This is a genomic window from Micromonospora sp. NPDC051543 (genome assembly GCF_044454415.1).
In the GTDB taxonomy this organism is placed as follows: Bacteria; Actinomycetota; Actinomycetes; order Mycobacteriales; family Micromonosporaceae; genus Micromonospora.
Genome location: NZ_JBITDT010000008.1, coordinates 138,314 through 164,269, shown reverse-complemented (window position 1 = coordinate 164,269; position 25,956 = coordinate 138,314). Strand labels below are relative to the sequence as shown.

23 protein-coding genes and 2 pseudogenes are annotated in these 25,956 nt (G+C 72.0%); 11 read left to right on the top strand and 14 right to left on the bottom strand.

Translation table 11 applies throughout. The features are described 5' to 3' along the window. Window positions 1–18: 18 nt before the first annotated feature. On the bottom strand, window positions 19–522 hold the full coding sequence (locus ACIA3K_RS16705; RefSeq protein WP_396801940.1) for a DinB family protein: 504 nt from the start codon (window positions 520–522) through the stop codon (window positions 19–21). Window positions 523–654: 132 nt separating this feature from the next. Between ACIA3K_RS16705 and ACIA3K_RS16700 the strand changes: the two genes are divergently transcribed. Beyond that, window positions 655–1,602 carry a DUF72 domain-containing protein gene (locus ACIA3K_RS16700; RefSeq protein ID WP_396801938.1) on the top strand — a complete coding sequence of 316 codons (948 nt, stop codon included), beginning with the start codon at window positions 655–657 and terminating at the stop codon, window positions 1,600–1,602. Between the two features lie 52 nt (window positions 1,603–1,654). Here ACIA3K_RS16700 and ACIA3K_RS16695 read toward each other — a convergent pair whose 3' ends face one another. Further along, window positions 1,655–2,020 carry a hypothetical protein gene (locus ACIA3K_RS16695; RefSeq protein ID WP_396801936.1) on the bottom strand — a complete coding sequence of 122 codons (366 nt, stop codon included), beginning with the start codon at window positions 2,018–2,020 and terminating at the stop codon, window positions 1,655–1,657. A gap of 184 nt (window positions 2,021–2,204) precedes the next feature. Then, a complete protein-coding gene (locus tag ACIA3K_RS16690) occupies window positions 2,205–2,834 on the bottom strand; it encodes a hypothetical protein (RefSeq protein ID WP_357120151.1) in 630 nt (209 codons plus the stop codon). A 186-nt stretch (window positions 2,835–3,020) separates the two neighbouring features. Here ACIA3K_RS16690 and ACIA3K_RS16685 point away from each other — a divergent pair, with 186 nt between their 5' ends. Continuing rightward, window positions 3,021–3,191, top strand: coding sequence for a hypothetical protein (locus ACIA3K_RS16685; protein WP_355050353.1), 171 nt, complete (start codon window positions 3,021–3,023; stop codon window positions 3,189–3,191). A 53-nt stretch (window positions 3,192–3,244) separates the two neighbouring features. Here ACIA3K_RS16685 and ACIA3K_RS16680 read toward each other — a convergent pair whose 3' ends face one another. Further along, complete coding sequence (locus tag ACIA3K_RS16680) at window positions 3,245–4,501, bottom strand: hypothetical protein (RefSeq protein ID WP_396801934.1); 1,257 nt, start codon at window positions 4,499–4,501, stop codon at window positions 3,245–3,247. 173 nt (window positions 4,502–4,674) lie between these two features. Beyond that, complete coding sequence (locus ACIA3K_RS16675) at window positions 4,675–5,352, bottom strand: hypothetical protein (RefSeq protein WP_396801933.1); 678 nt, start codon at window positions 5,350–5,352, stop codon at window positions 4,675–4,677. Between the two features lie 149 nt (window positions 5,353–5,501). On the opposite strand from ACIA3K_RS16675, the gene ACIA3K_RS16670 reads away from it, so the two are divergent. From ACIA3K_RS16670 to ACIA3K_RS16655, 4 genes and pseudogenes are all read left to right on the top strand, one after another. Then, complete coding sequence (locus ACIA3K_RS16670) at window positions 5,502–7,655, top strand: type IIA DNA topoisomerase subunit B (protein ID WP_396801932.1); 2,154 nt, start codon at window positions 5,502–5,504, stop codon at window positions 7,653–7,655. 32 nt (window positions 7,656–7,687) lie between these two features. Beyond that, window positions 7,688–7,942: pseudogene (locus ACIA3K_RS16665) on the top strand (DNA gyrase subunit A); the annotation flags it as partial. Between the two features lie 171 nt (window positions 7,943–8,113). Then, window positions 8,114–8,746: pseudogene (locus ACIA3K_RS16660) on the top strand (LAGLIDADG family homing endonuclease); the annotation flags it as partial. Between the two features lie 45 nt (window positions 8,747–8,791). Next, on the top strand, window positions 8,792–11,476 hold the full coding sequence (locus ACIA3K_RS16655; RefSeq protein WP_396802150.1) for a DNA topoisomerase (ATP-hydrolyzing): 2,685 nt from the start codon (window positions 8,792–8,794) through the stop codon (window positions 11,474–11,476). A gap of 137 nt (window positions 11,477–11,613) precedes the next feature. Here ACIA3K_RS16655 and ACIA3K_RS16650 read toward each other — a convergent pair whose 3' ends face one another. The 7 genes from ACIA3K_RS16650 to pseB form a co-directional block, all read right to left on the bottom strand. Continuing rightward, window positions 11,614–12,246: an alpha-ketoglutarate-dependent dioxygenase AlkB gene (locus ACIA3K_RS16650; protein WP_396801930.1), complete on the bottom strand. Its 633-nt coding sequence runs from the start codon at window positions 12,244–12,246 to the stop codon at window positions 11,614–11,616. Window positions 12,247–12,469: 223 nt separating this feature from the next. After that, window positions 12,470–13,528: a PseG/SpsG family protein gene (locus ACIA3K_RS16645; RefSeq protein ID WP_396802148.1), complete on the bottom strand. Its 1,059-nt coding sequence runs from the start codon at window positions 13,526–13,528 to the stop codon at window positions 12,470–12,472. Then, window positions 13,525–14,259, bottom strand: coding sequence for a cytidylyltransferase domain-containing protein (locus ACIA3K_RS16640; protein WP_396802147.1), 735 nt, complete (start codon window positions 14,257–14,259; stop codon window positions 13,525–13,527). Before ACIA3K_RS16640 ends, ACIA3K_RS16645 begins: the two co-directional genes overlap by 4 nt. Window positions 14,260–14,354: 95 nt before the next feature. Further along, a complete protein-coding gene (locus tag ACIA3K_RS16635; protein ID WP_396801929.1) occupies window positions 14,355–16,193 on the bottom strand; it encodes a class I SAM-dependent methyltransferase in 1,839 nt (612 codons plus the stop codon). Further along, on the bottom strand, window positions 16,183–17,031 hold the full coding sequence (locus ACIA3K_RS16630) for a hypothetical protein (protein ID WP_396801928.1): 849 nt from the start codon (window positions 17,029–17,031) through the stop codon (window positions 16,183–16,185). Before ACIA3K_RS16630 ends, ACIA3K_RS16635 begins: the two co-directional genes overlap by 11 nt. A gap of 10 nt (window positions 17,032–17,041) precedes the next feature. Then, window positions 17,042–18,199, bottom strand: a complete 1,158-nt coding sequence (locus tag ACIA3K_RS16625) for a DegT/DnrJ/EryC1/StrS family aminotransferase (RefSeq protein WP_396801926.1) — start codon at window positions 18,197–18,199, stop codon at window positions 17,042–17,044. Next, entirely contained in the window at window positions 18,196–19,179 is a 984-nt protein-coding gene (gene pseB, locus ACIA3K_RS16620; protein ID WP_355050345.1) for a UDP-N-acetylglucosamine 4,6-dehydratase (inverting), read from the bottom strand. The genes ACIA3K_RS16625 and pseB overlap by 4 nt, the downstream gene beginning before the upstream one ends. A 353-nt stretch (window positions 19,180–19,532) precedes the next feature. On the opposite strand from pseB, the gene ACIA3K_RS16615 reads away from it, so the two are divergent. Further along, a complete protein-coding gene (locus ACIA3K_RS16615) occupies window positions 19,533–21,266 on the top strand; it encodes an ArnT family glycosyltransferase (protein WP_396801924.1) in 1,734 nt (577 codons plus the stop codon). A gap of 99 nt (window positions 21,267–21,365) precedes the next feature. Here ACIA3K_RS16615 and ACIA3K_RS16610 read toward each other — a convergent pair whose 3' ends face one another. Continuing rightward, window positions 21,366–21,875, bottom strand: coding sequence for a GNAT family N-acetyltransferase (locus ACIA3K_RS16610; RefSeq protein ID WP_355050343.1), 510 nt, complete (start codon window positions 21,873–21,875; stop codon window positions 21,366–21,368). A gap of 99 nt (window positions 21,876–21,974) precedes the next feature. On the opposite strand from ACIA3K_RS16610, the gene ACIA3K_RS16605 reads away from it, so the two are divergent. Genes ACIA3K_RS16605 through ACIA3K_RS16590 form a run of 4 tightly spaced genes read left to right on the top strand, consistent with a single transcriptional unit; the run spans window position 21,975 to window position 24,624 of the window. Further along, window positions 21,975–22,226 carry an acyl carrier protein gene (locus ACIA3K_RS16605; protein ID WP_355050342.1) on the top strand — a complete coding sequence of 84 codons (252 nt, stop codon included), beginning with the start codon at window positions 21,975–21,977 and terminating at the stop codon, window positions 22,224–22,226. Then, window positions 22,223–23,488, top strand: coding sequence for an AMP-binding protein (locus tag ACIA3K_RS16600; RefSeq protein WP_396801922.1), 1,266 nt, complete (start codon window positions 22,223–22,225; stop codon window positions 23,486–23,488). The genes ACIA3K_RS16605 and ACIA3K_RS16600 overlap by 4 nt, the downstream gene beginning before the upstream one ends. Then, window positions 23,481–24,236 (top strand): SDR family NAD(P)-dependent oxidoreductase, encoded by a 756-nt coding sequence (locus ACIA3K_RS16595; RefSeq protein ID WP_396801921.1) that lies wholly within the window; start codon window positions 23,481–23,483, stop codon window positions 24,234–24,236. Before ACIA3K_RS16600 ends, ACIA3K_RS16595 begins: the two co-directional genes overlap by 8 nt. Next, window positions 24,220–24,624: a hypothetical protein gene (locus ACIA3K_RS16590; protein WP_396801919.1), complete on the top strand. Its 405-nt coding sequence runs from the start codon at window positions 24,220–24,222 to the stop codon at window positions 24,622–24,624. Before ACIA3K_RS16595 ends, ACIA3K_RS16590 begins: the two co-directional genes overlap by 17 nt. Before the next feature lie 254 nt (window positions 24,625–24,878). On the opposite strand, the gene pseI is transcribed toward ACIA3K_RS16590, so the two are convergent. After that, on the bottom strand, window positions 24,879–25,931 hold the full coding sequence (gene pseI / locus ACIA3K_RS16585; protein ID WP_396801917.1) for a pseudaminic acid synthase: 1,053 nt from the start codon (window positions 25,929–25,931) through the stop codon (window positions 24,879–24,881). Window positions 25,932–25,956: the final 25 nt, after the last annotated feature.

Sequence of the window (25,956 nt, the reverse complement as noted above, 5' to 3'; positions counted from 1 at the left end):
TGACCGCCGGATCGCGGGTCAGCCCATGGTCTTTGCCCCGTCGATCGCCTCCCGGAGGATGTCGGCGTGCCCGGCGTGCTGGGACGTCTCGGCGATCAGGTGCAGCAGGACCCGCCGCACCGTCCAACTCGCGCCCGGCTCGAACCAGGGTGCCTGCGGCAGCGGGTGCGCCGCGTCCAGGTCGAGGGTGGCGATCAGCTCGTCGGTGTGGGCGGCCACCGCCTGGAACCGCTCGACCAGACCGGCCAGGGTCTCGCCCGGCGTCATCTGGAACTGGCCGACCCAGTCCATCTCGGCCCGCTGCATCTCCTCCGCGCCACCAACGGCGAACAGCATCCACCGCTCCTCGGTGCTCGCGACGTGCTTGATCAGCCCGCCGGGGCAGAGCTCGGTCACGGTGCTGCGGGCGGCGGCCTGCTCGTCGGTCAGACCGTCGACGGTCTGCAGGAGAAAGCCCCGGTGCCGGCGCAGCGTCTGCAACAGGTCGGCCCGTTCCCCGGTGAGCTGCGCGGTGCTGGTCATGGTGTCGCCCTCTCGTCGAAGTCCGTCAGCCCGCAGCCTAGGACCGGCGACCGACACTTCAGGGTCGGACACGACGAGGGCATCGGGCTTCAGCGGTTGCCGATCGGGGTGCGGGACTGTCCACTGAATGACATGGGTGTCATCAAGGTGGGCACGTCGTCGTGGGCGGACCAGTCACTGCTGCGCTCCGGCTGGTATCCCCGTTCGGCCAACACGCCGGCCGGCCGGCTGGCCTTCTACGCCGGCCGCTTCCCGCTCGTCGAGGTGGACACCTCCTACTACGCCGTCCCGGTCCCGGAGACGACACAGGGCTGGGTCGACGCCACTCCCGACGACTTCACCTTCGACATCAAGGCGTTCAGCCTCTTCACCGGGCATCCGACGCCGGTGGCCGCGTTGCCGCGCGACCTGCGGCCGTCCGCCGGCCCGGGCCGGGTCCGCCGCCGTGACCTGCCCGAGCAGGCGTACGAGGAGCTGTGGGTCCGCTTCCGGGAGGCGCTGGCCCCGATCGCGGCCGCCGACAAGTTGGGCGCGGTCCTCCTGCAGTTCCCGCCCTGGCTGGCCCGTGGCGCCGCCGCCGAACGGCGCATCGTGGAACTGGCGCAGCGGTGCCGGCCGTGGCGCGTGGCGGTGGAGCTGCGGCACGGGTCCTGGTTCGACGGCGCGGCCACGACCGCGACCCTGGACCTGCTGCGCGCGCACGACCTCTCACTGGTCTGCGTGGACATGCCGCAGGGACACCCGTCGTCGGTGCCGCCGATCCTGGCGCGTACGGCGGAGCCGGCGATCGTCCGTTTCCACGGCCACAGCGACGCGTGGCGCGACGGCGACAAGCAGGACAAGTTCCGCTACGCGTACGCCGAGCAGGAGCTACGCGCCTGGGCGGAACGGCTGGCCGGATTGGCCGGGAACGTCGACGACCTGCACGTCCTGTTCAACAACTGCTGCGCCGGGCAGGCCCAGCGGGACGCGACGCGGCTGGCGCAACTGCTCGCCGAGACGATGCTCGGCGACACACCGGTGCCCGTCGGGCCGCGTCGGGCGTCCGACGGTCCGGCCGTCGCGGCGTCGCGCGGCTGACCGGCGGCCGTCTCGCGTGGCCACCGCCCGGAACCCCGGGCAGCGCCGGTGTTCAGGATCGGCGACCCCGGCTGCGCAGCGCGTCCTGGGACCGCTCGGTGACCTCCGCCTCGTCGGGGAACGTCCGCCCGCTGGGCGCGGGGTCGGGCGGCGCGCCCGGCCCCGCCACCGTGGTGCGGGTGGGCTCGACCGAGCCGAAGCCGTGCCGTCCGGCCGGGCCGCTCTGCCCGTCCGGCGCGCCCGCCCGCCGTTCACCGCGCCGCCCCTCGGGCACCGCCGTCTCCTCGCTGCCCTCGTCCATCGGGGAGTCGTCGCCCGCGCCCCAGGGCGCGTCGGCGTCGAAGCCGTCGCTGGTTCCCCAGGGGTTGGTCGCCTCCGGTTCGAGCCGGTCACCGCCGCGTCCCTCGTGTGCCGTCATGGCCACCTCTTCGGTCGGTCCGCCTGTCGACGGACGGGTTGCCCCTCCCGGTCCTGTCCAGCGGGCGTGGGCGCGGGGTGGGCCGGTGCCGGTGCGACCCGTGCCCACCCCGAAGTGCCGTGCGGCGCAGGGCCGGCCGACGTCCCGCCGTCGACGGTCCGGCGGGGCCCGGCCGGCCCGACGCTCAGCGTCCGGCCATCGCCATCTGGCGCTTGCCGCCGACGCTCATGCCGATCTTCGCCAGGCCCATCGGGGCGCTGCGCATGCCGCCGGCGCGGCTCATGAGGCCCCGCAGCACCTGACCGGGCTTCTGCTGCTCACCCATGTACGCGGTGACCACGACCAGCGATCCGGTCAGCGCCGGGATCGCCCACTGGAGCAGCTTCATCTGCCGCTGCGAGGAGGCGACGCTGGCCGGTGTCTGGTGGTTGGGTTCGGTGGCGCCGCTCACCGGCGGCCCGCCCGCCTTCTCCAGCCGCATACCGACCAACCGGCTGTAGCCGGTGACGGCCAGCGCGCCGATCGTCAGCGCCGTCTTGATGGCGCTGGCGCGGCCAACTCCACGCTGGGCCGCCACCCGCGGGCTCTCGGTGACCAGTTCGCCGACCGCGCCGGCGAGGTGCGCGCCGATCGCGGCCGCGTTGACCGGTGTCCACTTGGACCATCCGGCCGAGGCGACCGGGAGCCGCTGGGTCGAGTCGTTGATTTTCGCTGCTGCGCCGTTGACGCCGAAGGCACCCATGAGGGAGCCGCCGAACCAGGCCGCCAGACCCAGATCGTGCATCGAGCGCAGTGCGGTGTGTCGTTCGGACATGTGTGATCCCCTTCCGCCGTGTCGGGCGAGGCGGCTTACCCGTCGCCCGGACGGCTAACCCCGTCGTCGGCCGGTCGATCCGCGCGACGGGGACATCCGGGCTCGCGGGGCCCGAACCGTCTCCGGGAGGAGTCGTCGGCGCGGCGGTGGGTAGGTCAGGCGGACGCCGACGGAGAGGGGAACGGCATGTCGCAGCCGGACGAGGTCCGCGAGAAGACCCCCAAGACCGACGCGGTGCTCATGCACCCGGACAACGATCCGCACCGCACCACCGCCGAGGTCGCGCCGCGCAAGGACCACGCGCCCATCGAGGTGGAGCGCGACGGCGAACGGACGCCGGTGGAGCAGGAGGACTGAGTCGACACGACGGAGGCCCCGTCGGTTGACGGGGCCTCCGGTGGCGAAACCGGTCAGGAGACCGAGATCGCCCCGTTGCTCGCGCGGACGCACGACACCGCGCGGGCGGCGGTGACGGCGGCGCCGGCGAGGCACTGGCCGAGCACCTGGTGTCCGGTGGCGTTGGGGTGCCACGACTCCTGGCACGTCTGGAAGTAGCTGACGCAGGTGTTGGCGATCCGCTGAATGGCGATCTTGTCCTTACCGGCGAGGCTGGTCACGAAGGTGCCCGTCGCGCCGTCCTGCAACCGGATCGGGGTGGCCAGCGCGCCGGCCGGGCTGGACGTCGACTCGCACAGCCGCGCGCCGTCGAAGGCCCGCTGGACGTTCAGGTAGACCAGGTCGTCGTTGGGGAACTCGGCGGCCAGGGTGTCCCGGGTGGACTTCACGATGCCACCGAGGCCCTGGGAGAAGCGGTGCCCGGGGGCGAGGCTGGCCAGGTGGATCGGGCAGCCGGCCGCGTACCGCTCGGCGCCGAGGTCACGGAACTTGTCCCGGGTGTCGTCGCGGCCGTCCTCCTCGTAGAACGCCGCGTTCAGGTCCAGCGGCAGCGGGTTGGTGTAGTCCTGGAACACCACCCGGTGCTGCCCGTCCGCGTCCACCTGGTCGAGGGTGGTGAGGATCTGTCGTACGGCGGCGGTGGTCTCCGCGGTCGCGGCGCTGAGCTGCGCGGCGGTGGCCAGGTCGGCGTCGCTGCACGGCTTCTGCTCCACCGGCCCGTTCAGGTACGCCCAGAACTCCCACCAGCCGGTCCAGGCGTCGGCGATGAACCGGTTGGCGCAGGTCTCCGCGACGCTGCCGAAGGTGAACGAGCTGTTGTTGGAACCGAGGCCGATCAGCACCAGGTCGATGTCCTGGGTCTGCGCGACGGCACGGAGCTGGTCGAGCTGGGCCGAGACCGTACGACCTTTGGTGCGGGCCTGGGAGGCGGTCGCGATGTCGTGCGGCTGGCCGCCGGAGCAGGCCAGGTTGAACCGGTTCTGGATGCCCGGCAGGTTCGCCTGGTTGAGCGAGGCGTTGGCCGACCGGTGGCAGAAGAACGCGTTGTTGTTCGGGGCGGTCCAGCCGGGGAAGCCCTGGGTGACGCCGTTGGCGTCGACCACCGGGGTGTACGCGCCGGCGCCCTCCCCGCTGATGAAGCTGTCGCCGAGCGCCACGGCTGCGGTGGGCAGCGCGGCGGTCGCGGGGGCGGGCAGCGCGATGGCGGTCGACAGCGCGGCCGTGACGATCGTGAGTGCCGCGGCGAGCGCGGTACGGCGGAACCTGGGCATGGGGCTCCCGTCCATCGAAAGATGAAAGATTCTCTGAGAGCGCGATCAGATCACTCCCGTGCAACGGGCGTCAATGGCCCGTAACAGAATCTTTCGACGATCGACACGTGGATGTCGGCGCAGCGGTGTGCGCCCACTGTGGATGGGAGATGAACGCCGGGCCGTCGACTACGTCAGGGGTGACGCCGGCCGCGCACGGCCGCGCCAAGCGCGTTCAGACCAACACCCCAGATCAGGAGTACGCACAGCCACTGCGCCCACCGCAGCACGCTCATCTCCCCGGAGAGCAGGTTGCGGACGCTGCCGAACGGGGTGAGCCACGGCTGCGCCGGACGCAGCGCGCCGACGGCCTCCAACAGCCCGAACAGGCCCAGCGGGAGGACGATCGTGGCGAGGAACGCGACCACCCGCGAGCGCAGCAGCAGACCGAGCCCGGTGCCGACCAGGCCGGCGACCACCTGCACCAGCACGCTGCCCACCGCCACCGTGCCGGTGTGCCGCCACGGGTCGGCCGCCCCGTCGGCCGGGCCCAGCGCCAGCGTCGCGGCGCAGATCACCACGCCGGCCACCCCGATCACGACAGCCGGCAGCAGCACTCCGGGCACCGTCGGAACGACAGCGGCCTCCGGGCGTGGATCGTGCACGAGCAGGATGCCGAACAGTGGCGTCGCCACCGACATCAGACCCTGGACCGCACCCGAGAGGTCGACGAACGTCCGATCAGCGGGCGCCGCCGTCGCGACGAGAGCCACGGCGGTGAGCAGCCCCGCCAGCAGGGTGCCCGCGAGCAGCCAACGCCGGGCACGCGTGCCGAGGGAGCGCCGCAGGGCATCACGTGTCGTGTCGTCCACCCCGACCGCCTCCCCGCGTCCGTCGTCCCCGCAAGTGAGGAATCGTACCGACGTGGGTATCTCTGCGTGGTCCCCTGCTCACCGTGCGGCTGTTCGGTGGCTCACGTTCATCGGGTCGAGCACGGCGGGTCGTGTAGGTCCTCCGGGAGTTGTCTCAGTCTCGGGCTAGGCTCGCTGCGGCGCGCGCCGGCCGACCGACAGTTGGGACGCCGCACCACACCGCCGAGACCGGGGAGTACGACCAGTTGACCGCAGAGCCTGACACCCTGTACGGGGCCGATGACCTCACCCACCTTGAGGGGCTGGACGCCGTTCGCAAGCGTCCCGGCATGTACATCGGTTCCACCGACAGCCGTGGCGTGGGTCACCTCGTCAACGAGATCCTCGACAACTCCACCGACGAGGGCGTCGCCGGTCACGCCAGCCACGTCGAGGTGATCCTGCACCCCGACGGCTCGGTCCAGGTCGACGACGACGGCCGGGGCATCCCCACCGACGTGCACGCCAAATCCGGCATCTCCGGCGTCGAGCTGGTGCTGACCCGCCTGCACGCAGGCGGCAAGTTCGGCGGCTCCGGCTACAAGACCTCCGGCGGCCTGCACGGCGTGGGCGCCTCCGCCGTCAACGCGCTGTCCCGCCGCTTCGACGTCACCGTCCGCCGGAGCGGCAAGGTCCACTCGATGTCCTTCCGGCACGGCGTACCCGGGATCTTCGACGGCGCCGGGCCGGACGCGCCCTTCACCGCCGGTCCGGGCCTGCAGGTGACCGGGGCGATGAAACGCGGCCAGCGCACCGGCACCTCCATCCGCTGGTGGCACGACGCGCGCTACTTCGAGACCGGCGCGGCGCTGGACGTCGACGCCGTCCGGATGAAGCTGCGCAACACCGCGTTCCTGGTCCCCGGCGTGACGTACCTGCTGCGTGACCTGACCGGTGAGGCGCCCGTCGAGGAGCGGTTCCACTACCCCAACGGGCTCAGCGACATGGTCGAGTTCCTCGCGCCGGCCGGCGACCGCCCGGTCTCCGGCATCCTGCTGGTCGACGGCGAGGGGACGTACCGGGAGAACGCCGCCGACGCCAACGGCGTCATGCAGTCCAACGTGCAGCGGCGCGCCGAGGTCGAGGTGGCGTTCCGGTGGGGAACCGGCTACGAGCGCACCGTCGAGTGCTTCACCAACACCATCCGCAACGCCCACGGCGGCACCCACCGCAAGGGCTTTGAACGGGCCCTGGTGCGCACGCTCGCCGACGCCGTCCGCAACACCCGCGGTCTGCTCAAGGCCAAGGAGGAACCGCCCACCCTGGACGACGTCCTGGAGGGGATGACCGCCGTGGTGCACGTGCGGATCCCCGAGCCGCAGTTCACCTCCCAGACCAAGGACGAGCTGTCCACCACCGGCATCACCAAGGTCATCCAGAGCCTGATGGACGCGCACGTCAAGTCCTGGCTGGAGGACCGGCGCACCAAGGCCGAGGCGCGCGTCGTCCTCCAGAAGATCGTCGACGCGGCACGGGTGCGGCTCACCCAGAAGCAGCAGAAGGACGCCGCCCGGCGCAAGACCGCCCTGGAGGGCGCGTCCATGCCGCCGAAGCTGGTCGACTGCCGCGCGACGGGCATCGACCGCAGCGAGCTGTTCATCGTGGAGGGGGACAGCGCCCTCGGCACGAGCAGAATGGCCCGTTCGTCGGAATATCAGGCGTTGCTGCCGATCCGCGGCAAGATCCTCAACGTGCAGAAGGCAAACCTCCAGCAGGTTCTGGACAATGCCGAGTGCGCGGCGATCGTCCAGGTGCTCGGTGCGGGTTCGGGGCGCACGTTCGACCTGTCCGCGCTGCGCTACGGCCGCGTACTGATCATGGCCGACGCCGACGTGGACGGCGCGCACATCCGTACGCTGCTGATCACCCTGTTCGCCCGCTACATGCGGCCGTTGATCCAGGCCGGCCGGCTCTACGCCGCGATGCCGCCCCTGCACAAGATCACCACCAAGGGGCGGAACCCGCAGACCGTCTACACGTACACCCAGGCCGAGATGGAGACGACGGTCCGCAAGCTGGAGAAGGCCGGCAAGCAGATCGTCACGCCCATCCCGCGCTTCAAGGGTCTCGGTGAGATGGACGCCGACGAGTTGTGGGACACCACGATGAACCCGGCCACCCGCGCGGTCCGCCGGATCACCCTCGACGACGTGGACGCCGCCGAGCGCATCCTCGAACTGCTGATGGGCGAGAAGGTCGAGCCGCGCCGCAACTGGCTGATCGACTCCGCCGACCGGGTCGACCGGGAAGCGATCGACGCATGAGCCGACGTTCCATTCGAGTGGAGAGCTGAGTCATGGCACGCCGCAAGGAAAACAAGGTCGACCTCTCCTCGTTCGACCAGGCCGGCGCGCGGGTCTTCGACAATCCGCTGGTCACCGAGGTCTCCGACTCCTATCTGGAGTACGCCTTCTCGGTCATCCACTCCCGCGCCCTGCCGGACGCCCGCGACGGCCTCAAGCCCGTGCACCGTCGGATCCTCTGGTCCATGTATGAGCAGGGCTACCGCCCCGATCGCGGGCACGTGAAGTCCGCGCGCATCGTCGGTGACTGCTTCGTCGCCGGCACACTCGTCTCGACGCCCGCCGGTCTGCGGGCCATTGAGCTGATCGAAGTCGGGGACCTCGTGCTCGACGGCGATGGAGCCTCCGTGCCGGTGACTGCTGTTTATCGGAATCCGACCTCCGAACTCGTGCGCGTGACCTGGAGCAACGGGCACACGATGCTCGTCACGCCGGGCCAGCGCTTCCGCGTGGTCGCCGATGACCTTTCGGTTGAATGGGTGGAGGCTCGGGATCTCGCGGGGCAACTGACATTGGCCTACGGCAGTCGTCGCAACGCGCTGTCGACTCCCGCCGGAGACGTCTACGACTATGTGCGCGGGCTGCTGGTGGCCGAAGGCTTTCCTGCCCATCGGTCTCGCGAGGCCGACGGTCGGGTCCGGATCCACATGTGTGACGTCGAGCCGCTGGATGTCGCGCACGGCTGGGCCATCGCCAGTGGATTGAATGTCTCGCGAGGTAAGCGCGAGGCGCGCAACCCCCTCCATCGCGACCAGCACATCCTGACCTTCAGCCGGCACGAGGGGCTGTTGGAGGCGACCGAACCGCTCAGCCGGGACAAGTACATACCACGCGACATCGTCGAGAACCGGTCGGCCTGGGCGCCGTTCCTCGCTGGCTTCTTCGACGGAGACGGCTACGTTCGTAAGCGCTTCAGGGAGATCGTCTTCGTCAGCACGAGCGAGGTGCTGGTACGGCAGATCTACGCCATGCTCGCCGACCTTGGGCTGCATGGACATCACTGGACCAGCGGTCGCGCCTCTGCGGGTAACCCACTTTTTGGTCTCTCGGTCAGCGGACGGGACGCCGCAGACCTTGCCCGGTTGCTGCTGCCCTGGGTGCGAATCGGATACAAGCACGACGGCCTGCAGAAGGTCACCGATATCGGCTACGAGTACGGCGGCAAGCAGGGCAACGACCGGTTGCCGTACGGTCCGGTCATTGCGGAGTTCAACGCAGCGCATCAGGGCGGCGGGTGGTTCCGGGACCAGGACGGACACGCGTTCCGCGCCTCGCTCTCGGCGAGCGGCAGCCCCAAGGTGAGGTACGGCAAGGACCGCAATGGCGTCCCGCTTGCGGATCGGTCGTTCCAGCTGGAGCGGGCGGTCCGAGACGGCTGGATCAACAAGCTCCACCGGCTCGGCTCACCGCTGGCTGCTCGGCTCGACGCGTTGGTGGGGAGTTCGTTCGTCCGGGTCACCTCGGTTCAGGAGGTGTCACCCGACGACACGTATGACATCCAGGTCGGCAGTGACGAGCACGCGTTTGTCGCCGAGGGCTATGTCGTCCACAACTGCATGGGAAAGTACCATCCGCACGGCGACACGGCGATCTACGACGCGATGGTCCGCCTGGCCCAGGACTTCTCGCTCAACGTGCCGCTGATCGACGGGCACGGCAACTTCGGATCCCCGGACGACGGCCCGGCCGCCTCGCGTTACACCGAAGCGCGGATGTCCCGTGAGGCCATGCTGCTCGTCGGTGAGCTGGGCGAGGACACGGTCGACGTCGAGCCCAACTACGACGGATCGTTGACGCAGCCGACCGTGCTGCCGGCGGCCTTTCCGAACCTGCTGGTCAACGGCGCGTCCGGGATCGCGGTCGGAATGGCCACCAACATGATCCCGCACAACCTCGCCGAGGTCGTCTCGGCGGCCCGCTGGCTGATCAACCACCCTGACGCCACCCTGGACAAGCTCATGGAGTTCGTCCCCGGCCCCGACCTGCCCACCGGTGGGGTGCTGCTCGGCCTCGACGAGGTGCGCCGGGCGTACGAGACCGGGCGCGGCGTGGTGCGGATGCGCGGCAAGGTGGAGATCGGCCCCATCGAGGGCAGTCGGGGTCGCCAGGCCATCACCGTGGTCGAGCTGCCCTATGGCGTCGGCGCGGAGAAGGTCATCGCGGCGATCACCAACGAGGTCACCAAGACCAAGCGGCTGACCGGCATCGCGGACGTCAAGGACCTCACCGACCGGGAGAGCGGCACCCGCCTGGTGGTCGAGTGCAAGGTGGGGGTCAATCCGCAGGCGCTCCTCGCCGACCTGTACCGGTTGACCCCGTTGGAGCAGTCCTTCGGCGTCAACAACCTCGTGCTGGTCGACGGTCAGCCCCGTACCCTCGGGTTGAAGGCCCTCTTGGAGGTCTTCCTCGCCCACCGGTACGAGGTGGTCACCCGGCGTAGCTCCTACCGTCGCCGCAAGCGCGAGGAGCGGCTGCACCTGGTCGACGGTCTGCTGATCGCGCTGCTCGACATCGACCGGGTGGTCCGACTCATCCGTGGCAGCGACGACGCGCAGGCGGCCAAGGACGGGCTGATGAGCCAGTTCGGCCTCTCCGACATCCAGGCCACCTACATCCTGGACACGCCGCTGCGCCGGCTCACGAAATTCGACCGGATCGAGCTGGAGGCCGAGCAGGAGCGGCTGCGCTCCGAGATCGCCGAGCTGTCCACGATCCTCGACGACGAGCGGGTGCTCAAGAAGCTGGTCTCCGACGAGCTGGCGGCCGTGGTCAAGCAGTTCGGCACCGAACGGCGTACGACCCTCGTCGACGGTGACCTGAAGGAGGTGCTGGCGGCGTCCGCGCCGGCCGGCCCGCTGGAGGTCGCGGACGACCCGTGCCAGGTGATCCTCTCGGCGACCGGGCTGGTCGCCCGGACCGCGGCCGAGTCGGAAGAGAGCGCCGAGGGGCGTCGGCGCAACGGCCGGGTCAAGCACGACACGGTACGCGCCATCGTGCACTCCACGGCCCGTGGCCGGGTGCTGTTGGTCACGAGCGCGGGTCGCGCCTTCAAGATCGACGTACTGCCGCTGCCGGTGCTGCCCGAGCAGGCCGGCACGGTGTCGCTGCGCGGTGGCATGTCCGCGGCTGAGCTGGTGCCGCTGGAGGCGGGGGAGACCGTCGTCGGTCTGGCCCCCCTCGGCGGCGCTGCCGACGCCTCACCCGGGCTGGCGCTGGGCACCCGGCAGGGCGTGGTCAAGATCTGCGCCCCGGAGTGGCCGGTTCGTTCCGACGAGTTCGAGGTGATCGGCCTGCGGGACGGTGACGAGGTGGTCGGGGCGACCTGGCTGACCAGCGACACCGAGACGCTGACGTTCGTGACCTCGGAGGCGTCGTTGCTGCGCTTCGCGGTTTCAGTGGTGCGCCCGCAGGGCCTCAAGGGCGGTGGCATGGCCGGCATCAACCTGCCGGCCGGTGCGCGGGTGGTCTTCTTCGGCGCGGTACGCACCGACGATCCGGGTCACGGCGAGCCGATGGTGGTCACCTCCACCGGAGCGACGGTCAAGGTCACGCCGTTCCAGGCGTACCCGGCGAAGGGCCGGGCGACCGGCGGCGTGCGTGCCCACCGCTTCCTCAAGGGTGAGACGGACGTCGCCGTGGCCTGGGTCGGGCCGCGCCCGGTCGGCGCGACCGCCACCGGCGAGCCGGTCGAACTGCCGGCGGCCGACCCCCGCCGCGACGGCAGCGGCTTCGCCGTGATGCTCGGCCCAACGGTGGTAGGCCACCTGATCGAACGCGACTAACCCACCCCGGATCCGTCCCCGGCCCGCTGGCCCCCGTTGATCATGAAGTTATTGCCACCGTCGTCGGCGTGTCGTGGCAATAACTTCATGATCAACCCGGTGTGGGTGGGTGGGGGGCCGGGTGGGGGGTGGGGGGGTTAGGCGACGTTGATGGGGCGGAACTGGACACTTACCCGGGGGCCGACTGGGCGGGTGGTCTTGGGGATGGCGTGTTCCCAGGTGCGCTGGCAGGAGCCGCCCATGACGATCAGATCGCCGTGTCCCACGGGGAAGCGCAGGCTGTCGCCGCCGCCGCGCGGGCGCAGCAGCAGCGGTCGGGGTGAGCCGAACGAGACGATCGCGACGATGGTGTCCGTGTGGGCGGAGCGGCCGATGGTGTCGCCGTGCCAGGCGACGCTGTCGCGGCCGGAGCGGTAGAGGCACATGCCGGCGGTGACGAACGGTTCGCCCAGCTCGGGTGCGTAGTGCCGGGTCAGGGCCGTGCGCGCGGCCGTGAGCACGGGGTGCGGCAGTTTCCGTTCGCCGTCGTACCAGCAGAGCAGTCGGGGCACATCGACCTCGCTGTCGTACATGGTCCGGCGCTCCGCCCGCCACGGCACCTCGGTGAGCAGGGTGTCGAGGACCACGTCGGAGCCGCGTACCCAGCCGGGAAGATGGTCGACCCAGGCGCCCCGGGTCAGATCGTGCCGCCGGATCGGGCCGGGCAGTGGCCCCAGAGTCGGCTCCGCGTCGGTCAGATCGAGCATCGACGGCTGGTAGGCGGCCTCCATGCAACCCACCCTAGCAGCCCATTAGTACACCCGTGCGAGTGCCGCGCCACACCCTCACGGCGCCCCCCGCGCCCCCACCCCGCGCCGATCTTGCAGTTTCGGTTGCCGATATGGGAGTAATCGCCCCTTGTGTCGCCGCAGCAAGTGCAAGATCGCCGAGAGCGAGAGCGGGAGCGGGAGCGGGAGCGGGAGCGGGGGCGGGGGCGGGGAGCGGGGGCGGGGGTTAGGGGTTGGCGGGGGTTGGGGTTACGGATTCCAGCACGGCGTCGACCACGCGGGCGCGGCCCTGGCCGTCCACGGCGGACCAGGCCCGCCGGGCCAGCGCCGCGCGGCGTTGCGGCGAGCTGAGGAGCCCGGTGAGCGTTCGCGCCGCCGTCGCGCGGGCGGTCCGCCCGGACAGCCCGGCGGCGGTCAGGTCCGACAGCTCGCCGAGGCCGGCGGCCAGGCCGTGCCGCACCACCCGGGTGTACGACTCACGTTGGTTGTCGACCACGCAGACCAGTGCCGCAGGAGCACCGAGGCAGCACAGTTCCCAGGTGGAGGTGCCGGCGGCGCTGACCACGAGGTCCGCCTCGGTGATCAGGGCGGGCAGTGCGCCGGTGGGCGGGACGGGACGCACGACCTGCCCCCGCCCGGGGATGATCGTCTCCAGCTCGGCCTCGATCTCGGGTCGCCCGACGACGACCGTTAGGTCCATCGGGTGGCCGGTGGCCAGCAGTACCCGGGTCAGCGCCGGTGCCGCGCCGACCGCGTCGGTGCCACCGAAGAAGGCGAGCACCCGTGGCCGGCCGACCGTCGTGGCGGGCCGGGGCGTCGCCGGGCGGGCGGCCACGACCGAGTCGCGCAGCAGGGCGTACCCGCTGCCGGCGAGCAGCCGTCCGGGCAGTTCCGGAAGCCGCGCCCCGAAGTTCTGGTCGAGGTACAGGTCGGCGTCCTGACCCCGGCTGTCTCCGTCGATCACGGCGAGGGTGAGGATGCCGGCGGCGCGCAGGGCACCGGCACCGGCCGGGTCCAGTTCATACGAGTCGAGGACCACCACGTCGAGGTCGTGTCGTCGGGCCGCCTCGACCAGCTCGCTCGGTGACTCGGGGCCGGGGTGCAGCTCGATGCCGCGCGCGGCCAGTTCGGCGCTGGCCCAGCCGACGCGCTCGACCGTGCCGAACACCGCGACGTGGGCGCCTCGGGCCAGGAACTCCTCGGCGAGGGCCAGGCAGCGGACGAGGTGCCCGACGCCGCGCCGCGGGCCGGCGTCGCAGCGCAGCCCGACCCGTAGCGTGCTCAGGACTCCTCCAGCCGCTTCTGGCGTACGTCGGCGTTGAGCGCGCGCAGCCGGGGTTGCCCGTCGAGCCAGTCGGCGAGCTTGGCCAGGGGCACGCTGACGTCGCCGAAGTGGTCGGCGACGGCGTTCACCAGCGCCCAGTCCTGCTCGGTGTCGAGGGTCAGCCGCAGCGCCGAACGGTCCGGGGTGAGGGTCACCCCGAGCACCCGGAACAGCTCCGGATGGGTGTACGCGTACGAGGTCACGTGGACCCGGTGGTGGCCGGTGGCGAGCCGGTCCAGGGTACGCAGGGCGTCCGCGCGGATGATCTCGACGTCCAGCCCTCGGGGCAGGGTGCGCGCGATCGACGTGCTCGCGTAGTCCAACCCGGGTACGGCCCGGTACACCGAGGCCACCAGCGTGATGATCTCCGGGTCGAGCAGCGGGCAGTCGGCGGTGAACCGCATGACCGCGTCGCCCGGGTGGGCGGCGAGCGCGCCCACGAACCGGCCCAGCACGTCGTCGACGGGCCCGCGATGGCACGGCACGTCGAGTCGCCGGCACTCGTCGACCACCGCGTCGTCGACGGTGTCGGTGCTCGTGGCGACCACCAGGTCGGCGAGGACGCCGCTGTCGCGGGCGGCGCGGACGACGCGGCCGAGCACGGACCGCCCGGCGAGCGGGCGCAGCACCTTGCCGGGCAGCCGGGACGAGCCCATCCGGGCCTGCACGATTCCGACGATCCGTGGCGCGATCGTCGGGCCCGCGTCGGCCGTCGCATCCGGACGCGCTGTCGTGGCGGACCGTGCCGCAAGGCCGAGCCGCGCCGTCGCCGGAGCGCCGCCGTCGATCACTGCTGCTCCTCCTGCTCGGTCACGAGCTGCTTCGGGGCGAGCGCCGCGCGGGCACGCCGCTTCGCGGCACGCGCACCCCGCTTGGCCAGCCGGGCGGGGGTGATGGCGAGCCGGCCGACGCGGTAGCTGATGGACCCGCTGAGCAGGCCGATCTTCGCCTCGGCCCGGCGCAGCGCCCGCTCCCGAGAGGTGAGCAGTTCGTCGGTCCACCGGGTCAGGGCAGCCAGCCGGCTGATCTCCTCGCGTTGGCGCAGCCACGCCTCGCGCAACTGCTGGTAGCTGTGCGCCCCGACCGGTGGGTCGGTCGGTTCGAGCGCCGGTAGGTCGGTGGCGAGGGCCGTGCGGCGCTCGGCGTCCAGTCCGTGCAGGCTGGCCGTGATCGCCGCTTCGGCCTGGACCGCCTCGGCCACCGTCGTCCGGTCCAGGTCGTGGCCGGCGAGCCCGCCGAGGACGACGGTGAGGCCGGCGACGTCGAGGGTCGACGACCACGGGTGGGCGTACCCGCCGGTGAGCAGGGCCGCCGCGAAGCGCCACAGCCCGCGGGCCAGCACCACGTCGACGGGGAGCCGGTCGGCCGCCCGCCAGCTCGGGTCGAGCACCGCGAAGCGTTCCCCGTCGACCACCATGTTGTCCGCGCTGGCCAGCGCGGCGGCGCCGACGAGCCGTCCGTCGGCGTCGGCCTGGTCGGCGAGCCAGCCCGCGTACCCGTGCAGCAGCGCGCGCACCGTCGCCAGGTCGCGGCGCAGCGCGGCGTCGAGCAGCAGGGTGTGCAGCAGTCGCCCGGACGGCACCGCCCCGGTCAGCGCGTCGGGGTCCCGGTACGCGGCCTCGCGGCTGGCGAACGGCCCGCTCGGCGCGCTCGTGTCGGCGGTGGCGACGTGCCCCCACCGCCAGCCGGACGGGCCGTCGCGCACCTCCAGCACACCGATTCCGGGCTGGCCGGACGAGCCGGTCTGCACCAGCGCCACCGGCAGCTCCCCGTCGGCGGGGGCGTCCGTGGGTCCGCCGGGCCGGTGGGCCAGCATCAGCCAGGCGGGCGCGAGGTCGGCGGCCCGCCCGGCGTGCAGGGCGTCCACCGCCAGCCGGGCCGGGTCCTGGAGCACCGTGGCGGGGGCGAAGGCGTCGGCGCAGGCGCCGTGCAGCACCGCGTCGAACAGCCCGCGGCCCGCGCCGCGGTCGAGCTGGTCGGCGTCGAGCAGGGCCGTCGCCGTCGCGCCATCGGGGTACGCGGCCCAGCAGGCGCTCGGGCGGAGCCCGCTGTCGGTGATCCGCTGCCGGAGCTGGTCCCGGTTGGCGGGATGGGCCGGGTCGAGCACGCCGCCGATGACCCAGGCGGAGTCGTCGCGGGCGGCGTACCAGGGGGTGGTGGCGACCAGCCGGTGCAGCCCGAGCGGGTTGTCCAGGCGCAGCAGCAGCGCGCCACCGGGGCGTACCGCCGCGACCAGCCGGGCCAGCACGCCGTCCCAGCCGAGCCGGGTGCCCTCCACCGACTCGATCGGGTCCAGGCCGGCGGCGGCGATCACCACGTCGTACGTCTCGTCGTCGGGCAGGCCGGCGGGGCCGCCCACGATGACGCGGGTGGCCCGCTGGGCGAGCACCACCGCGTCCGGATGACTGCGCAGCAGGCAGGTCACCTCGGCGTGGGCGAGCCGGTCGAGCAGTGCCGGGTCGTGCGGGCCGGCCAGCAGGACACGCGCGCCGGACGGCACGACGCGGGCGGCCAGCGCGGCGAGCGGCCCGCCGTCGGCCAACCGCTCCTTCGGCAGGTCGGACCAGGCCAGCATCTCGCCGCCGGGCAGGCTGATCCGGCCGGCGGGTGCGGTCTCAGTCGTCACTGTCGTCCTCTTCTTCCCCAAGGTTCGCCCAACCCAGCAGCTCACGCAGCTCGGCAGGGGTGCAGCGGTGGTCGACGCCCAGCTCCGCGCGGGCGATCGTGACGGCGGTGGGCAGGTCGACCGTGGTGCCGTGCAGCTCCGGCCACTGCCGACGGATGCGGGCGGTGCCGCCGAAGGTCGGGTCCTCGTTGGACAGGATCATCGGGTCGCCGTAGACGGCCGGTTCGCAGCCGGCCGCGATGCCGTAGAAGATCGCGCTGGTCAGGCGGTTGGATGCTACCCGGCGGTGACGGCGCAGCTCGGTCAGTTGCTTGTCGAGGAACTCCGGGTCGGTGTCCTTCCACCAGTGTCCCCGGTAGCCGTGGCAGATCACCCGGAACCCGGCGCGCTCGTAGAGCCGCCGGACGTGGCGCATGCCGTACTCGTGCCAGTACAGGCAGACCGTCACCGGACCGGGCTCGGTGTCGCGGATGCGAGCGATCAGCTCCCGGTGGTCGCCCTTGACGTGCTGGCCCTCCCAGCCGTGGAACGGGTACCAGATGGTGCCCTCCCGCTCCTGCTCCGGCGGGTCCTCGGGCCGCATGGCCAGCAGGTAGGTGAACGGGGCGCCGATCACGACGACGTTGCGCCGCCCCACCGACCAGGCCCGGCGGCGGGTCTGCTCGGACCACAGCAGGCTCGGCGTGCGGTCGGCGTACGGGTGACCCGGAGCGAGGCCGTCGCCGATGTTCCAGCCGTGCTGCACGTACCCGTTGATCCGTGGCGGATGCCGGTCGCCGAGACCGGCGTAACGGGCCAGCACGTGGGCGTGGCCGTAGAAGTGGTTCGCGTGGTGCATCAGCTTCCCATCAGGCGGCGGAACGCACCGCGCTGCCCCGCAGGATCGCGGTCAGCGCGTCGATGACGCGGTCCTGGTCGGCGTCGCTGAGTCCCGGGTACAACGGCAGCGAGAGCTGCTGGGCGTAGAACGACTCGGCCACCGGGCACGACCCGCGCCGGTAGCCCAGGTCGGCGAAGGCCGGGTGCCAGTGCACCGGGATGTAGTTGACCTGCACGCCGATGCCGGCCGCGCGCATCCGGTCGTACACCTCGCGGCGACGCCCGTCGAGCACCCGGATCGGGTAGAGGTGCCAGGCCGGCTCGGCCCACGGCTGCTGGACGGGCAGGCGTACCCCGTCCAGGTCGGCGAGTGCCTCGTTGTAGCGGGCGACGAGGGCGGCCCGGCGGGCCACGAACTCGCCGAGGCGGCGCAGTTGGCTGCGGCCCAGGGCGCAGAGCACGTCGGGCAGGCGGTAGTTCAGCCCGAACTCGGGCACCTCGTAGAACCAGCCGCCCTCGTCGGGGCGGCGCAGGTCGTCGCGCTCGCGGACCATGCCCACGCCACGGAAGCGGCGGGCCCGCTCCAGAATCTTCGGATCCAGCGCGGCGACCCCGCCGCCCTCGGCGGTGGTGAGGTTCTTCGTCGGGAAGAACGAGAACGTGGTCAGGTCGGCGAGTGATCCGACCGGCCGACCGTGGTACGTCCCGCCGATGGAGTGCGCCGCGTCGGCGAGCAGCAGGGCGTCGGTGCCCTCGACGGCCTTGCGCAGCGCGTCGTAGTCGGCCGGGTGGCCGCCGTAGTCGACGGCGGAAACCACCTTGGTACGTGAGGTGACCGCCGCCGCCGCGGCAGCCGGGTCGAGGCAGAAGGTCTCCTCGTCGACGTCCGCGAAGGCGATCTTCGCGCCGAGGGCGACAGCGCTGCTGGCGGTCGCCACGAACGTCATGGGCGGCACCACCACCTCGTCGCCCGGTCCGACACCGGCCGCCGCGTACGCCACGTGCAGCGCGGCGGTGCCGTTGGAGACGGCGGCGACGCCTGCCGCGCCGGTCACCCGGGCCAGGTCGGCCTCGAACGCGTCGACCTGCGGCCCGGTGGTGAGCCAGTCGCCGCGCAGCACGCCAGCGACGGCCGCGACGTCGTCCTCGGAGATCGACTGCCGACCGTACGGGAGCATCCCGGTCATGCGGTCAGGCCGAGCATCTCGCGTAGTTGCTCGACGGTGAGCCACTCGTCGTTCGTGTCCGACTGGTAGGCGAAGCCGTCCGGCACGGGCTCGCAGTCGACCGGCGGCTGGTAGCCCCAACCGGCGATGGTCGGCTGGACAATGTAGCGGTCCTTGGCGCGCAGCGTCCGCCGGCTGTCGTCCGGGGCGATCATCTCCTCGTGCAGCTTCTCGCCGGGCCGGATGCCGATCTCGTGGGTGGTGGCGTCCGGGGCGACGGCCTCGACCAGGTCGAGGATGCGCATGCTGGGGATCCGGGGCACGAACAGCTCGCCACCCTGCATCTGGTCGAACGAGTCCATGACGAACTGCACGGCCTGCTCGAGGGTGATCCAGAAGCGGGTCATCCGCTTGTCGGTGATCGGCAGGCTCTTGCCCTCGGCGGCGAGCCGGTGGAACAGCGGGACGACCGAACCGCGACTGCCGACCACGTTGCCGTAGCGCACGACGGCGAACCGGGTCGGGTGGTGCGCGGCGTAGTGGTTGGCCGAGACGAACAGCTTGTCGCCGACCAGCTTGGTGGCGCCGTACAGGTTGATCGGGCTGGACGCCTTGTCGGTCGAGAGCGCGATGACCTTCTTGACGCCCGCCTCGATCGCCGCGTCGACCACGTGCTGCGAGCCGGTGATGTTGGTGGCGATGAACTCCGACGGGTTGTACTCCGCGGTGTCCACCTGCTTCAGGGCGGCGGCGTGCACGACGTGGTCCACGCCGTGCATCGCCCGCGTGAGACGGTGCCGGTCCCGGATGTCGCCGATGAACCAGCGCAGGCGCGGGTCGTCGCCGAGCTGCTGGCGCAACTCGTACTGCTTGAGCTCGTCGCGGGAGAAGACCACCACCCGGGCGGGGTCGGCCTCGGTGAGGATGTGCCGGAGGAAGGTCCTGCCGAAGGAACCCGTTCCCCCGGTGATCAGAATGGACGATCCATTCAACTCACTCAATTTGGTGCTCCCGTGATCGTGGATGAACCGGCGGCCCTCGGCCGGCCGACCGGGGTGAGACGCTAACGGCGGCGGGTTAACGCACCGGCGCTCGCGGGTTAACCGCTTCCCCTGCCGTCGTGAATGGCGGGCACCGCGCAGGCGAACATTTCCGACCGTCCGGGAAGCGGACTGACCAGGGGAGATCCGGTCGCTACAGTGGCCGCGCGAGCGACCCGGCAGCCTTGAGCGCGTCGTGGTTGCCGCGTTCACCCGACATCCGCACCGCCTCGGTGCGAGCGGATCATCCCCGAGCGTCACCAGCCTGTCCGGCGTGCCCAGCGCCGGTCCGGCCGGCGGTTCAGGAGGCGTTGATGGCAACCGGCAGCGACGTGATCGAACGGCCGGCGGTCCCGGCCGGGACACCGCCCGCGACACCCGCACGCCGCTGGCTGGTGCCGCTGCTGCTGTTCGTCGGTTGGGTGCTGAGCGTCGCCTGGCGCATGTGGCTCTCGCGGCACATCGCGCTGCCCATCGCCCACACCGACGAGGACAGCTATCTGAACACCGCCCGCGCCCTCGCCGGCGGTCCGGGCGGCTTCAGCAGCGAGAACGACCTGCTGCGGCGGGTCGGATACCCCATGCTCATCTCGCCCGCGTTCCTCGGCCACCACGACTTCGCCGACAGTTACCGCCTCGTCCAGCTGATCAACGCGATGGTCAACTCGGCGCTGCTGCCGCTGGCGTACCTCCTGGGCCGGCGGGTGCTCCGGCTGCCCCGCGCGTCCGCGCTGCTCACGGCGGTGGTCGCGGCCACGCTGCCGGCCACCGCCTTCTACGCCGGCGTCGCGATGATCGACACGGTGATGGCGCCGCTCGTGGTCGCCTGGCTGCTGGCCGTACACCGCTGGATCGAACGCCCCGGGCCGTTCGCCGCCGCCACCGTGGGTCTGCTGGTGGGGGCGTTCCACCTGCTGCACTCGCGCGGCCTGGTGATCGTGGCCGTGCACGCCGGCCTGGTCCTGCTGCTGTTCGTGCGCCGCCGGATCACCCCCGTCGCGGTGCTCGCGGCGCTGCTGCCGGTGCTGGCCCTGGCGCTGGTCAACGAGGCCGGCATCCGCTTCCTCGGGGACAAGGTCTACCTGCTGGGCAGCACCCCGGGCGGCGGCACCGTCGCCGCCGTCGCCTCCGCGCAGGGGGTGGTCCGCGTCGGGGCGGCCGTCACCACCCAGCTCTGGTACCTCGTGGTGATCACGTTCGGACTGGCCGGGATCGCCTGGGCCGCCGCCGTCAAGGAGCTGTGGCGTCCGCGCCACGGTGACGCCACCCGCTGGACGATGGGTGTGGCGCTGGTCGTGAGCGTCGGGGTCGCCAGCGGCGCGTCGGTGATCCTGGCCGGCATCACCGGCAAGCCGTTGGACGCGATCTACGGTCGCTACGTGCAGATGCTCGCCCCGTTCTGGCTGCTGGTCGGGCTCGGGGTGCTGCTCACCGAGGATCGCCGGGTGGCGCTGCGCCGGGCGGCGGTCGCGGTGGGCCTGCTGGTCGTCGGCGGCGCGGTGGTCGCCGGTCGCCTCGCGTACGTGGCCAGCCGAGGGCACTCGCTGCGCTACGGCGGCTTCGGCGCGCCGGACCTGATGGCGTTGACCAACGGTTGGCGCGAGATGCGTCCGGTGCTCGGGTCGCTGATCGGCATCGGCGCGTGCGTGCTGCTGGTGGCCGTGGTCCGCGTGCCCCGGCTGCGGCTGCCGGTGCTCGGCGTCCTGGTCGTGGTCAACCTGCTCACCATGCAGGTGATCGACCAACGGCTGGTCCGGCCGATGGCGGCGAGCACCGCGCCGACCCCCCGGGTCGCCGACGTCGGCGTACGCCCCGGCGAGCGGGTCTGGGCCTCGACCGGTGTGCACTACATCCTGCGGTTCAACCTCAGTCACCAGGTGACCTGGACCGACGTGCGGTGGTTCCGCGAACAGCCACCCGCCGCCGCGCAGGTGGTGTTCGCCCGCTGGGCGCCCGGCCAGCCGGACGACTGGGACGGCGCGAGGTACGGCTTCGTCCGGCTCGGCGGCAACGAGGGCCAGCATTGGGCGGCCTGGCGACGCGTCTGATCCGATATGCGTTCCACCCGGTGGACACCGCAATTGCGTGAACGGCGGATGTCCACCGGGTTAATGCTTATCGGCCAGCGTGCAAAATGCCGCCGGAAATCACCGTTGGCGGCGATCCTCGCGCGCCAGGGAAATCGGAATGACGGTGATTTCCCGCCCGTCGGACAGTTCCTGCCGTGGCGTGCCCTCGACGAATCGAAAGCGTCGGTTCATCTGCCGCACGACGGTGTTGTGCGCCAGCACCTCGCCGTCGAGCCGCGTCAGGTGCAACCCGTCGAAGGCGTACTCCACGGCCTCCCGCATCACCCCCAGCCAGGCCGGCAGCGTCTCGCCCCGCCCGGCCAGCCCGTCGGCGTCCAGGTAGAAGCCCCACGCCCCGGTTCGCGGGGCGTCCAGCCGCAGGTCGAAGAAGGTGACGACACCGCAGGGCCGGTCGTCGTGGACGTACGTCAGGACGCGCCGCGTCGGGTCGTCGCGCACCGCCGACCACCACCGGGCGTGCTCCTCGGCGGTGATCTCGTGGCTGGTCTTGCTGACCTGCCGGTTGGTTTCCTGATTACGCCAGGACAACATCAGATGAACGTCGTCCGCCGTCGCTTCGCGTAACACGTGATCCCGCTTTCCTGTGTGCACACATCCGGTCCCGGCACCTTACCCGGGACCACCGGGAAATCAGTTATCCATTCGTTGGGTTGTAGACTCCGGCGCATGAACGAATTGAGTCGCGCGCAGATCCGCGACCTCATGGCGCAGGTGCTCAAGAACCAGGACAAGGAGCTGCCCGCCGACGACGCGGCGCAGCTGCGGGACATCGGTTTCCGTTCGCTGGACTTCTCCGAGCTGGCCCTGCGCGTGGAGGACGAGACGGGGGAGGAGCTCAACTTCGACGCTCCCGGCCTGCGCCGCATCGCCACCATCGGCGACGTCCTCGACTTCCTCGTCGAGCTACAGCAGCAGTGACCGTCGCGACCCCCCATCCGGCCACCGCGGGCCCGGAGCCGGCCGGCGTCGACAACCGGCTCGTCGTGGGCGGCGAAGCCCTGACGTGGCGGACGTTGCCGACGCCGGAGCTGCCCGACCCCGCCGCGGTGCTGGCGCACTCCGCCCGGCACGCGCTCGCCGCCGCGCGGCAGCACGCCGTGCACGGCACCGAGCTGCTGCTCAGCACCGCGAGCCGGGTGGACGCCACGATGCGCGCGGAGCTGGACGACGCCGGTTTCACCGTGACCCTCCTCGACGACGACGGCGCGCACCACAGCGCGCCCGCCCGACCGCGCGTCGCCGAACCCGGCCGGCTGTGGCTGCTGACCTCCGGGTCGACGGGCCGTCCCAAGCGGGTCGGGCACACCCTCGACACGTTGACCACCGTCCGGGCCGACCAGCCGGCCCGGACCTGGCTGTGCCCCTACGCCCCCGGCACGTACGCCTGGTGGCAGGTCGTGACCCTGTCGCTGACCCAGCCCGGTCAGCACCTGGTGGTCATCGAGCCGGCCGAACTGGACGACTGGCCGGTGGTCGCCGCCGCGCACGGGGTGGACGCCGCGTCCGGCACGCCCACCTTCTGGCGGCGCACCCTCTACCGGGACGCGGCCGCGCTGGCCCGGGTGCCGCTGCGTCAGATCACCCTCGGTGGCGAGCCGGTGGACCAGGCGATCCTGGACCAGCTGCGCCAGGTCTTTCCCGCCGCGCGGATCTCCTGGATCTACGCGTCCTCGGAGGTCGGCGCGTCCATCGTGGTGCACGACGGCCGGGCCGGGTTCCCCGCCGATTGGCTGGACCGGGAAACCGAGGGGCGACCCACCCTGTCGGTGCGTGACGACGAGCTGGTCGTCACCTCCCCGTACCACGGGGTCGGACTCTCCGGCCCGGTCCGCACCGGAGACCGGGTGCAGGTGGTCGACGGGCGGGTGCTGATCACGGGTCGCTTGGACACCGACGAGATCAACGTGGGTGGGAGCAAGGTCTCCGCCGGTGTGGTCCGTGGCGTGCTGACCCAGCATCCCGGTGTGGCCTGGGCCCGCGTCACCGGCCGCCGCGCCCCGGTGCTCGGCCGGATGGTCGTCGCCGACGTGGTCCTCGCACCCGCCGAGCACGCCCCGCTGCCCGACGAGGCCGCGCTGGTCCGCTGGTGCGCCGACCGGCTGCCCGAGCACGCCGTGCCCCGCCGGATCCGTGTGCTGACCGAGATTCCCGTCAAGGAGACCCTGAAGAGCGATGTCTGACCCCGCCGACACCAAGCTCGTTCCCCCCAGCTCCGTGGTCCTCGTCTCCGGCGGTTCCCGGGGGCTGGGCCTGGCCATCGTCACCGACCTGCTCGACGCGGGCGTACGGGTGGCCGCGTTCGCCCGCACCGTCACCCCCGAGCTGGAGAAGCTCGCCGCCGAGCACCCCGACCGGGCGCACGTCGGTTCGGTCGACGTCACCGACCTGCGCGCCGCGCAGGGCTTCGTCCGCGAGGTGGAGCAGCGCCTCGGCCCGATCGACGGCATCGTCAACAACGCCGCCGTCGGGCAGGACTCCCTGCACGTGCACACCGCGACCGACGACATCGCCCGGATCATCGAGACCAACCTGACCGCGCCCCTGCAACTGACCCGGCTGGTGATCCGTCGGATGCTCGGCAAGGGCCTGCGGGGCCGCGTCGTCAACATCACCTCGATCTGCGCGCAGCGCGGCTTCCCGGGCCTGGTCGCGTACTCGGCCACCAAGGGCGGCATGGACGCCGCCACCCGGTCGCTCGCCCGGGAACTCGGCGGCCGGATGCTGGTCAACGCGGTCGCGCCCGGCTTCTTCGCCTCGGAGATGTCGGCCGTGCTCGGCCCGACCCAGCTCGACCAGATCGTGCGCCGTACCCCGACCGGCCACCTGACCGAGCCGGAGGAGGTCGTGCCGGTGGTGCGGATGCTGCTGCGCGAGCACACCAACATCAACGGCCAGGTCATCGTGGTGGACGGTGCCGCCTCCATCTGACCTGCGGCCGGTGCCGGGACTGCTCGCCGCCGCCGAACGGCACCTACGGATCGGTATGCCCGCCGACCTGGCCTCGGCGACGACCCGCAGTCACCTCGACGACGGGCGCTGCGTCGGCTGGTACGGCCCGCCGGTGCCGGGTTGGCGAGTGGCCGTCGACGCGGAGCGGGCGAACGCCCCGGTGCCCCCGGCGCTGGCCCGCCGCTTCGGCGCTGGTGACTTCTGGGCCCGGTGGACCCGGGCCGAGTGCTGCTGCAAGTTGGCCGACGTGCCGATCGCCATGTGGTGGCGCCGCCACGGGCTGGGCACCCCGCTGGACGGCGCCATGCTCTGGCGTACCCTGCGGGTCGCCGACCTGGTGGTCACCGTCGGCCTCGCGCCCGGGTAGGGCGCCGGGCCGATCGGCCGCGCCTGACGGGTGGGCCGCGGCTGGTGTCGGCGGGGCGCACACCGGACCGTGCCGGGCCGGTAGGTCGCGGCCGGCGGGTGGGGCACGGTCGGTGTCGGCGTTGCCTGTCGAGCTGCCCCAGATCCGGGGCGAGTGGGCCTCGATGGCGGCCCGCCCCATTTCCGGGGCAGCTCGACAGGAGGCACACAGGACACTGCCGGTCGGGACCGCACGCCCGGCCGGCTACCCGGCGGTCAGATCAGGTCCCAGCTCAGCGGGGTGCCGCGCGGGACATCGGTGGTGAAGGTACGGCCCAACACCCTGTCGATCTCGATCGGGGCCAGGCCGCCGGCCGGGCGGATCGACCGGACGTTCTGTGCCGTCACCGGGTCGCCGGCCCGGACGTCCTCGACCACGAACAGCGAACGGCGGAACCGCAGCCCTTCCCGCTCGGCGGGCGTCGGACCGATCGCGGTGCCGCCCAGGGCCGCGTAGGCGCGGCCCGACTCCTCGACGAGCGCCGTCAACTCCGCCGGGTTCAGCGAGAAGTCCGAGTCCACGCCGCCGTCGGCCCGGTCCAGGGTCACGTGCTTCTCGATGAAGCAGGCGCCCAGCGCCACCGAGGCGACCGCCACGCCGATACCGGGCGTGTGATCGGAGAGTCCGACCGGCACGTCGAACGCGCCGGCCAGCACCGGCAGGCGGCGCAGGTTGCTGTCGGCGGGGGGTGCCGGGTACGACGCGGTGCAGGCCAGCAGCACGATGCCCGCCGCGCCGCCGTCGCGGGCGGTCCGTACGGCGGCATCGATCTCGGCGACCGTCGCCATCCCGGTGGAGATCACCATCGGCTTGCCGGTGCTGGCCACCAACCGGATCAGCGGAAGGTCCACCAGCTCCGAGGACGCGATCTTGTACGCCGGGGCGTCCAACGACTCCAACAGCTCCACGGCGGTCGCGTCGAACGGTGACGAGAAGACCGTCAGCCCGCGCTCGCGGGCCCGCGCGAAGATCGGGGCGTGCCACTCGTACGGGGTGTGCGCCCGCTCGTAGAGGCGGTACAGGTTCTCGCCGCCCCACAGCTCGTGCCCGCCGGAGATGCGGAAGGCCGGGGCGTCGACGTCGATCGTGATCGTGTCCGGCCGGTACGTCTGCAACTTGAGCGCGTGCGCGCCGCTCTCGGCGACCGCGTCCACGATGGCCAGCGCCCGGTCCAGGTCGCCGTTGTGGTTACCGGACATCTCGGCGACCACGAAGGGCCGCTCCCCGGCACCGACCGCGTGCGGTCCGATCTTGATTGTCGCCGTCATTCCGACCTCTGTTCCCTTACGCCCG

Excerpts from the sequence above, each read along its gene's own strand:
- ACIA3K_RS16705 (WP_396801940.1), bottom strand. The coding sequence starts at position 522 with ATGACCAGCACCGCGCAGCTCACCGGGGAACGGGCCGACCTGTTGCAG.
- ACIA3K_RS16595 (WP_396801921.1), top strand. The coding sequence starts at position 23,481 with ATGTCTGACCCCGCCGACACCAAGCTCGTTCCCCCCAGCTCCGTGGTC.
- ACIA3K_RS16695 (WP_396801936.1), bottom strand. The coding sequence starts at position 2,020 with ATGACGGCACACGAGGGACGCGGCGGTGACCGGCTCGAACCGGAGGCG.
- ACIA3K_RS16605 (WP_355050342.1), top strand. The coding sequence starts at position 21,975 with ATGAACGAATTGAGTCGCGCGCAGATCCGCGACCTCATGGCGCAGGTG.
- ACIA3K_RS16700 (WP_396801938.1), top strand. The coding sequence starts at position 655 with ATGGGTGTCATCAAGGTGGGCACGTCGTCGTGGGCGGACCAGTCACTG.
- ACIA3K_RS16625 (WP_396801926.1), bottom strand. The coding sequence starts at position 18,199 with ATGACCGGGATGCTCCCGTACGGTCGGCAGTCGATCTCCGAGGACGAC.
- ACIA3K_RS16685 (WP_355050353.1), top strand. The coding sequence starts at position 3,021 with ATGTCGCAGCCGGACGAGGTCCGCGAGAAGACCCCCAAGACCGACGCG.
- pseI (WP_396801917.1), bottom strand. The coding sequence starts at position 25,931 with ATGACGGCGACAATCAAGATCGGACCGCACGCGGTCGGTGCCGGGGAG.
- ACIA3K_RS16615 (WP_396801924.1), top strand. The coding sequence starts at position 19,533 with ATGGCAACCGGCAGCGACGTGATCGAACGGCCGGCGGTCCCGGCCGGG.
- ACIA3K_RS16650 (WP_396801930.1), bottom strand. The coding sequence starts at position 12,246 with ATGGAGGCCGCCTACCAGCCGTCGATGCTCGATCTGACCGACGCGGAG.
- ACIA3K_RS16630 (WP_396801928.1), bottom strand. The coding sequence starts at position 17,031 with ATGCACCACGCGAACCACTTCTACGGCCACGCCCACGTGCTGGCCCGT.
- ACIA3K_RS16690 (WP_357120151.1), bottom strand. The coding sequence starts at position 2,834 with ATGTCCGAACGACACACCGCACTGCGCTCGATGCACGATCTGGGTCTG.
- ACIA3K_RS16680 (WP_396801934.1), bottom strand. The coding sequence starts at position 4,501 with ATGCCCAGGTTCCGCCGTACCGCGCTCGCCGCGGCACTCACGATCGTC.